General features: G+C 35.3%; 8 protein-coding genes and 1 pseudogene. 5 read left to right on the top strand and 4 right to left on the bottom strand.

The window, feature by feature from the left end; all coding sequences use genetic code 11:
* Nucleotides 1-34 precede the first annotated feature (34 nt).
* Entirely contained in the window at nt 35-715 is a 681-nt protein-coding gene (locus BMI76_RS10395; protein ID WP_075347467.1) for an IS6-like element IS1216 family transposase, read from the bottom strand.
* A gap of 892 nt (nt 716-1,607) precedes the next feature.
* Between BMI76_RS10395 and BMI76_RS10390 the strand changes: the two genes are divergently transcribed.
* The gene (locus BMI76_RS10390; RefSeq protein WP_075347466.1) at nt 1,608-2,834 is read left to right on the top strand and encodes a replication initiation protein; all 1,227 of its coding nucleotides are present in this window, start codon (nt 1,608-1,610) and stop codon (nt 2,832-2,834) included.
* 109 nt (nt 2,835-2,943) lie between these two features.
* Here BMI76_RS10390 and BMI76_RS10385 read toward each other — a convergent pair whose 3' ends face one another.
* Entirely contained in the window at nt 2,944-4,389 is a 1,446-nt protein-coding gene (locus tag BMI76_RS10385; protein ID WP_075347465.1) for a plasmid recombination protein, read from the bottom strand.
* A 922-nt stretch (nt 4,390-5,311) separates the two neighbouring features.
* Here BMI76_RS10385 and BMI76_RS10380 point away from each other — a divergent pair.
* From BMI76_RS10380 to BMI76_RS10365, 4 genes are all read left to right on the top strand, one after another.
* The gene (locus BMI76_RS10380; RefSeq protein WP_075347464.1) at nt 5,312-5,776 is read left to right on the top strand and encodes a replication/maintenance protein RepL; all 465 of its coding nucleotides are present in this window, start codon (nt 5,312-5,314) and stop codon (nt 5,774-5,776) included.
* Between the two features lie 73 nt (nt 5,777-5,849).
* Nucleotides 5,850-6,137 (top strand): antitoxin, encoded by a 288-nt coding sequence (locus tag BMI76_RS10375; RefSeq protein ID WP_075347463.1) that lies wholly within the window; start codon nt 5,850-5,852, stop codon nt 6,135-6,137.
* Entirely contained in the window at nt 6,127-6,447 is a 321-nt protein-coding gene (locus tag BMI76_RS10370) for a type II toxin-antitoxin system RelE/ParE family toxin (protein WP_075347462.1), read from the top strand. Before BMI76_RS10375 ends, BMI76_RS10370 begins: the two co-directional genes overlap by 11 nt.
* 64 nt (nt 6,448-6,511) lie before the next feature.
* Nucleotides 6,512-7,450, top strand: a complete 939-nt coding sequence (locus BMI76_RS10365; RefSeq protein WP_075347461.1) for a hypothetical protein — start codon at nt 6,512-6,514, stop codon at nt 7,448-7,450.
* Between the two features lie 171 nt (nt 7,451-7,621).
* Here BMI76_RS10365 and BMI76_RS10360 read toward each other — a convergent pair whose 3' ends face one another.
* Together BMI76_RS10360 and BMI76_RS10735 are read right to left on the bottom strand one after the other, a co-directional pair.
* Nucleotides 7,622-8,008: a hypothetical protein gene (locus BMI76_RS10360; protein WP_075347460.1), complete on the bottom strand. Its 387-nt coding sequence runs from the start codon at nt 8,006-8,008 to the stop codon at nt 7,622-7,624.
* Between the two features lie 120 nt (nt 8,009-8,128).
* Nucleotides 8,129-8,201: pseudogene (locus BMI76_RS10735) on the bottom strand (IS6 family transposase); the annotation flags it as partial.

Raw genomic sequence — 8,201 nt, 5'->3', positions numbered from 1 at the left:
AATAAAGAATAAAATCCCTTACGGTATCTATGATTTAAGCTGGGATTCCCAATAATACCTTGATTTCAGTACAGACCGAAAACCCGAAGAGAGTGCCTTCTTTTCGGGTTTTCTTATATAATCCTCGGATGGCTTCCATGCCTTTAATCGTGGTAGAGGCAGTGCGTAAACTTCGATAGAATTTATTGCGTCTCTTTACTGGACGATGGTCTTGTTCAATCAAATTATTCAGGTATTTAATGGTACGATGTTCTGTCCCTTGATAAAAGCCGTATTCTTTTAGTTTCTTAAAGGCACTTGTAATAGAGGGGGCTTTATCTGTGACTACAACCTTCGGTTCATCAAACTGCTTCACTAACCGCTTAAGAAAAGCATAGGCTGCTTGTGTGTCCCGTTTTTTACGTAACCAAATATCCAAGGTTAAACCATCTGCATCGATGGCTCGATACAAATAATGCCATTTTCCTTTAATTTTGATGTACGTTTCATCCATTTTCCATGAATAAAAGGATTTTTTATTTTTCTTTTTCCAAATTTGATAGAGTAGTTTGCCATATTCTTGCACCCAACGATAAATCGTCGTATGAGAAACGTTAGTGCCACGATCATATAAGATTTCTTGAACTTCACGATAGCTAAGGTTATAACGAAGATAGTAGCCCACGGCTACAATAATCACATCCTGCTGAAATTGCTTTCCTTTAAAATGACTCATCGTCATTCCTCCTGCTATCTTTTTCTATTATTCTACCTTATCTGATAGTAGATTTAAAACTTTGCAACAGAACCAGCCACACGAGGACTACAGGAGACTTTTTACCTCCAATCGATCCCTGGACTAAAAGAGGAAATCCTTGAGGCAGCAAATGCACCTCTTGAAGAGAGCTTTTCCGAGCATGAAATTGAGTGGTAAATCCTAGAATCAATTTTAAGCCGTTGAGATATGGTTCTCTTATGTAATTCTAGCCACTCAATTTCTTTTCTAGGGTAAATATACCGTCTACCCCTCAAACGAGCTGAGAGAGCCTCTGAGGGGCTTTTATTTTGATTGTAGACTTCATGTAGAGATCAAAACAAAGAGAATGGACTGGTTAGGGTGGAATTTGAGATATCAGCAAAATAAAATGTTCTGATCTTCATCAGATGGGAAATTCCCTTTGATGGCTTAGGAGCGTAGCGACTATTTTAACCCCTATACATAGTGCTATGCAGAAAAAAGTTTAATAAATTTAATTGAATATGATGCCTTTTTTCTTCTTAAGAGGAGGAGGCTCCTTCTTCTCATACTAGAAGTATGTTTTTTCTGTATAGTATGTTATAGTATGTATAGTATGTTGTAAGTGAAAAAAAACGCTCAACCATGCGGGTTTAAGCCCCCCATTTAAACTTTTTTCTTCCTCATTTAAACTTTTTTCTTCCTCATTTAAACTTTTTTCTTCCTCATTTAAACTTTTTTCTTCCTCATTTAAACTTTTTTCTTCCTCATTTAAACTTTTTTCTTCCTCTAAAAAAATACTATTAAATAAAAATCTGAACCATTATTTATATTGACTTAAATATATTTTTGTGATAATATTTATTATAAGATAAATTACAGGGAGAAAAAAATGTCAAAAGAGCAAACAATGAGGATTAGAATTGAAGAATTACCAATAGTATTTAACAATGAAACAATTATAAAAAAATCTCCAGCACTATCTCTTTCGAATTTAGAAAAAAGAATGAGCTTGAGACAAATGCGACTGTTATCTTTTGCAATTCTAAATGTTGCTGAAAATAGAACAGTTTCTAAGTTCCGAAAATCTGATTTTGAAGAACTTTATGGAATTAAGAGAATTAACAAGCAAGAACTTCTAAAAGATACACAAGTGATAAGCAAAATAGGATTTGTTTTTGATGAATCATATTTACCTGAGGGCGTAAAAAAGAATAGCTTTGACCTATATAATCTTGTTTCCTCAATACATTATGAGGACGGAAAAGGAAATATCGAAGTAAAATTTAATCCAGATTTAGCTCCTTTGATCGCTGAAATGGGAAAACGATTTTTACAGATTGATCTTAGTCTCACAAAACAAATGAAACACTCAGATTCGTGGATATTATATGAGCATTTAAAATTGAACTATGGACCTAAGGTAAGAAATCTAAAAAGCCTAGAAATGTCAGTTGAAGAAATTAATAATTTATTTCATTTTACTACAGCGACTTACTTAAATAACTTTGGGAATGTAAAAAGTAAAGTATTAGAAGTTGCTAGAAAAGAAATAAATGAAAACACTGAACTAAATTTAAAAGAATTAAAATATATAAAAAAAGGCAGAAAATATACTCACGTTATTTTTGAATGGACTATTGATAATAGTGAATATAGCCCTACAAAGAAACAAAAAGAATATTTTGTAGACCTTTTGAAAGAACTTAAGTCCCTTGATGCCCTACTTATTGAAGAAAATGACAATAATAGTCTAGTGAAAGAGTTTGAAAGTGTAGATTTTGAAGAAGTTACAAAAGGACAAATGGATTCTTATATAGCTAGGCTCAAAAAAGTCATTGCTCAAATTAATAGAGAGCGTTTCAAAGGAATCGGTTCTATTAATTTTGAAGACCCTGATGTCATAGATGAAGTTCATGAAAAAGTTTTGTCGATTCTTTCAGAAGAATTTAGCAGGTCTATTGTTGATATATATGGTTACAATGAATTTGAATCTGCTTTAGAAAAGGCTAAAACCAAAATGGTTAAAGCAAATAGCACAGATAGCGTTGCAGATTATGTTTCGCAAATTATCAGCACCATTATCCACAAAAACAGTCTTAAAAAAATAAAAAAATAACTCAAAACCCCTAGAAGCGTTGATTCCTAGGGTTTTTTCGTGCTTAATTACCCGTTTGAAAGTCTGAAATCGTCTCAGAATCGCTCTCTCAGCACTAGGAAATGCTGATTTATCGGGCTTCTTCTCGATTTTTGAATTTCTGAGTTTCTTTTTCTTCTGATGGTATATCTTTTTGCTTAGATTGTTTTTGATTTAGTTTTTTGTCTAGCCATTTTGCAGCTCGCGGATCAATAGCTGAGAGGAATTGTCTGAAAAACAGGCCATTTGACAGGTGTTTTCGGACTGCTTTAGCAAACTTTCTGAATTGATTTTTGAAGAAAGATAGCTCTTGTTTTAGCTCTTTATTCTCTTTTTTCAGATTGTCATTTTCTTTTTTTAGCCATATATTATTGGCATATATTCCATCGTACCTGCTAGATTCTTGTTCATATCTAAAATTGGCGTCCTTGACTTCCGCCAACTCCTTTTTCAGCTTATCCAGTTTAGCACCCTGACTTTTGATGATATCGCTTTTTTGGCTAGTTCTTCGTTCAACTTCGATACCTACCTCTCTTTTCATGACATTATCAAGCTCTACTTCTATCTTGCTCAACCCTGCTTTTTGTGCAAGGCTTAGTTTGTCCCACTGGCTTTTTAATATTTGCAAGGCTCGTTCAATTTTCTTTTTTTCAGCAAGTGCTTTTTCATACTCCTCGAGATTTTTCCCAAATTTTTCATTCAATTCCCATCGTTTTTGTTTTCCTTTGTTAATACGATTCTCAAGTTCTTCTTCTAAACTTTGTTTTTCTTGAATATTATTGTCTAGACTATTGATTTCTTGCTGTTTTTCCTCTTTAGTGCGGTTAACCTCTGCTATCATTTCCTTGTACTCGTGCATGTCTTTGATAGAATTTGTTCCCACTGTCTTACGTTCAATTCCTAGCTCGTTCAAGTAACGAGTTAGAGAATCTACTTCAATAGAGCGGAACTCATTCCATTGCTCACGACTGTCCCTGCCACGGCCTGGATAGCCCTCGTTTTCAAGAGCTTTTGACAAGCTAGGTTGCTTTTTTAAACTCCTTTGATACCCCGTCGCGACTGGTACAAAGTTCAAATGCATGTGAGGAGCCCCTGCTTCGTCTAAATGCACTACAGCATTATAAACGACCAGATTTTTATGACGTTTTTGGAAGTTATCTGCCCATCTAGCCAACTGATGGCCTGCGATAGCCTTTTCTTCAAAAGGCACGCCGTCCCAGTCCTTTTTACTGCCAAATCCTACGACAATTTCATATTGTTCGTGATGCTTTTTGCTGTTTTTAAAATGCTCGTAGGCATCTTTAATCTTGCGGTTTGAGCGGGTTTGCTTGGCATTGTACTCTTCTACTGCATCTCCAAATTGCTCTTTATAGACCTCCTTAATATCTTTGCGAACCACAATAATGTTCTGATCGCTACGTGCTCTAATAATGTGTTCGTGCTGCTTTTGTTTCCACTCGTGCTCTTGGAAATCTCTGTTGTTATGCTTGATGTTTGTAGTCGTTCCTTTTTTGAATGAAACACTCATTTTTGCCATTTTTTCTGCTCCTTTTTATAAATTAAAAATGGTAAAAGTCAGGAGATAGATTTTCCTGCGCCATTTTCTTCGTAAGGAGTATGCCATAATTGCGATTAAATTTAGGCAAGATATTTTTAAAAACCGAGGATTTTTTTTCAAATAATTTTTAATCACTTTTATAGCCATCTAGGAGACTCATTGAGCATTATGGAAAGGTATAGAAGCCCATGAATTGAAAAGACATGGATTATATATAAAGCCCATAGTTATCCTATTCTTACTAGCCTATACTAGCCCATTATTCAAATAAAACTGGGTTGATATAGTAGTCCATGATTATCCCTAATAACGGTTGTATATAGTAGCCCATAAAAAACAAATATGCGGTACACATATATAGCCCATGTTTTGCTTAAAAATGGGGCTATATACAAGCCCATAGTCATGGGCTAACTTTTGCCCGAATAGCGGGCAAAAAGGCGCGGGGCTACGCTGATTCCGCGCCCAAGGGAGGAAAAATAAGATGAAGAGCACTACATAAAATGCTAGCGGATACTCGAGTTTCTGTTACTCTTTGTCAAAGAGTAACGTTTTTGCAGTTTTGACAGGCCACGAGGGCCCATCAAAACTTCCAAACGCTCTCCCGAGGGGGTCCTACGCGGACAGCATGCCCAATATCCATGTCTGGCTAATGGGCAAAGAAAAAATGGGCTCGAACCGCAACCCCATTTTTTAGTCGTCTGCCCGAAAGCAGCCGATTCCTTTGCGAACCTCGCAAAGGAAAAAGCTCGCCGAAACTCGCTTAGAAAAAGTGGCCCGTTGGTCCATTTTTCTCCTGCTATCAAAAAAGCCAATCAATATTTTAAAGACTGATCTATATTTTTTCTTTTTGTGGCATACTACTTTTGCAATAAAAAATGATAAAAGGAGACCAATAAAAATGACAAAAAACACGACACCAAAAATCGAATTCAGTCCAAAAAATAAGGCCCTCTCAAATAGCAGAGTGACCGTTTTAAAACATCAGATAGCAGGTAAAGAAGCTTTTGAAAAAAGATACTACAAAGCCTTGGCTATCATGCTAGGCTATTCTGAAAAAGCAGCAGATAAAGTCTTTAGATACCTCGCCGATAACGTTACAGATGGCGACCGTGTAATCGTGACGACCAAGAAGTTATCAGAGGAGTTTGAGACCAGCCAAACATGGATAGCTAATATATTTAGCCGTATGAAGCAGGATAAGTTTATCAGCAAGGAAGCTAACGGCATTTGGAAGGTCAGTAAGCACTTCTTAAAGCTGATGGAAGTTCCTTACAAAAAGGCAGAAATTGTGGTTAGTTTTGAAGAAATTCCAGATCAGTTATCAATTTTTGATAATGCAGAAGAGCATACCCCAAACAGTTAATAGTTGCATTGTCGAAAGAATAGGAGTAAAATACATGTGTAACAAACATGTTAATAATACAGGAGGTAATGTTATGAGTAAAGCAGCATATTTGAAAAGTGTAGCTTTTAAAATGGATTCAGATACGTTGGACTCAGCCAGCAAAGTTTTAAAGGCTAACGGATACAGTCTTGCTAAAGGAATGACACTTTTTCTTAAGAACGTGGCTATCACAAAATCTGTAGATCTACCAGATGAAGAAGAACTTGAAAATGAATTTTTGTTCATGCAATTAAAAAATGAAGTCAACCAAAGGGTGGCAGATGTTCAATCTGGAAATTATTACACTGATAAAGATTTGGTAGAACGTTATGGGCTATAAAATCAAGTATGCAAAAGAGGCGCTTAACGAGCTAGATGAAATCTTTAATTTCATTTCAAGCGTCAGCGTTTCTGGAGCTAAAAATGTAGTGAATAGAATCCGTGAAAAGGTCAATAAATTGACTTTCATGCCATCTGGATTCGATTTTGATGACAGGATTGGTAGACGGTTGCACGATAAATTTAAGACAGAGGCTCTAGTCTCTGATGACTACCTTATTTTATTTGTCGTGGACGAAGAGAATAAAGAAGTGATCATTACCCACTTTATTCCTTCGAAAAGTGACTACATGAGATTGTTAAAGAAATAGATAACCATAAGTAAAACCTTGTTATTATAGCAATGACGAGGTTTTACTTGTGTCATAGGAGAATATGGTGGAAACAAAATTTTATAGTTTTAAAACTGGGAATACAAAAATTGATACTGCATTAAAGTTACTTTTAATTAGTTTGATTTTGCTAATAGCATCAACTTTTCTTAAAGTAATGTACGATAATTTAGGTTCTGGAGCTGGAAATCCTGTTGGTAATTTAAATATTTACGGTGCATCTGAATGGGCTCCGTTATTCTTAATATTTTCATTGATTGAAATTAGCTCAGTTATAAATCGTAGAGAAAAGTTTTTTATCCCGCTTAGGATTGTAAATACATTATTGATGTTAACAATGCAGTCTGCTATTTCAAGCGAAGTTCAAAGCTCAGAAAACATTGCAAATCAAGCTAATGCCATTGGTAACGCTGCCTCATCATTTATATCGACCTTTACATTTGGACTTTATAATATTCCTCAAGACCTAGCAGATTCAAGCCGTCTTTTAGGTGGATATCATGCTATATCATTCACTCTTTTATTGAGTAGTATCTCCTTTGCTTACTATCTCTACTTACGTTTTGTAAAAAAAGAAAGTATTGTTCCAAACAGCAGTATACCTCTTAGTGAAATCAGAAATGTTTTTGCTACCAATAAGCTTCTGACTGCTGCGATTTCACTAATGGCACTCTCTCAATTTATCCCTTTCAATCGAATGAATAGTAATTTATTTCCTAGCCCTGCTTTTGCTGATCACCCTATTATTTCATCAGCTATTTGTATTGTTTCCTTTTTGATATTCTCTAGCTTGTTGCAAAGAAATAATAAATTTATTGAACTCTATGTTATTATTGAAATAGCTTCATTGCTTATCTGGAATCCATTTTATGTTTTACGCTACGGAGCTCCTGGATTAGGATATATAATCTACATAGTAGGACTGGCTTTGCTAATTTACTACGAATTACGGAGCAGAGCCTCAAACAATCAACTTTCCTAAAAATCTCAATTTTTCGGAAAGTAAGATAATCATCATAAAAAGGCAGACAAACCCTTGTCCTTACTGGATTTATTTAGGGTGTGTCTGCCTTTTATTTTTGTCTAAAAGACTGAGATATTCAAATTTTAGCCCGATTTTCCATAAAATCGGTATATTTATGCTAAAAATGAGCTAATTTGACTTATTTTTTCGTCCAAAAATCTTCTGCCACCATGAGCGGTTATTTTCGATTAGGAGAGTTTCATTTCTCATAGTAAGACCAGCGATCAGTTGTAGCTGATTTTGGTTAGTTTCGTTAATTTCAGCTATCTGCTCATCTTTTTTCTCAATCTGAGAGGCATAGAAGGCTCTTTCTCGCTCAAAATCAGCCCTTAGTTGCTCTATTTGCTCTTGTAGCATAGATTCTACACGAGTGTTATCAGTCTCTACACTCTTTCCATCAGCTAGAACAGTCCTATCTAGGATATATTGGGTAATTGTCTTCCCCTCTTCTTTTGCAAGCTCTACAAGCTTATCCTTATGCTCTTTTGATACTCTAATACTGACCTGTATACTCATATCTATCCCCTTATCAAATACACACTTACATAGTGTTATGTAGATTTATTATAGCACATGATACACGGTTCTGTTGCAAAGTTTTAAATAAAGAATAAAATCCCTTACGGTATCTATGATTTAAGCTGGGATTCCCAATAATACCTTGATTTCAGTACAGACCGAAAACCCGAAGAGAGTGCCTTCTTTTCGG

It is taken from the genome of Streptococcus sp. 'caviae', from assembly GCF_001937065.1.
Classification (GTDB): domain Bacteria; phylum Bacillota; class Bacilli; order Lactobacillales; family Streptococcaceae; genus Streptococcus.
Note: the sequence above shows the minus strand (reverse complement) of the source record. Positions and strands in the feature narration are given on the sequence as shown.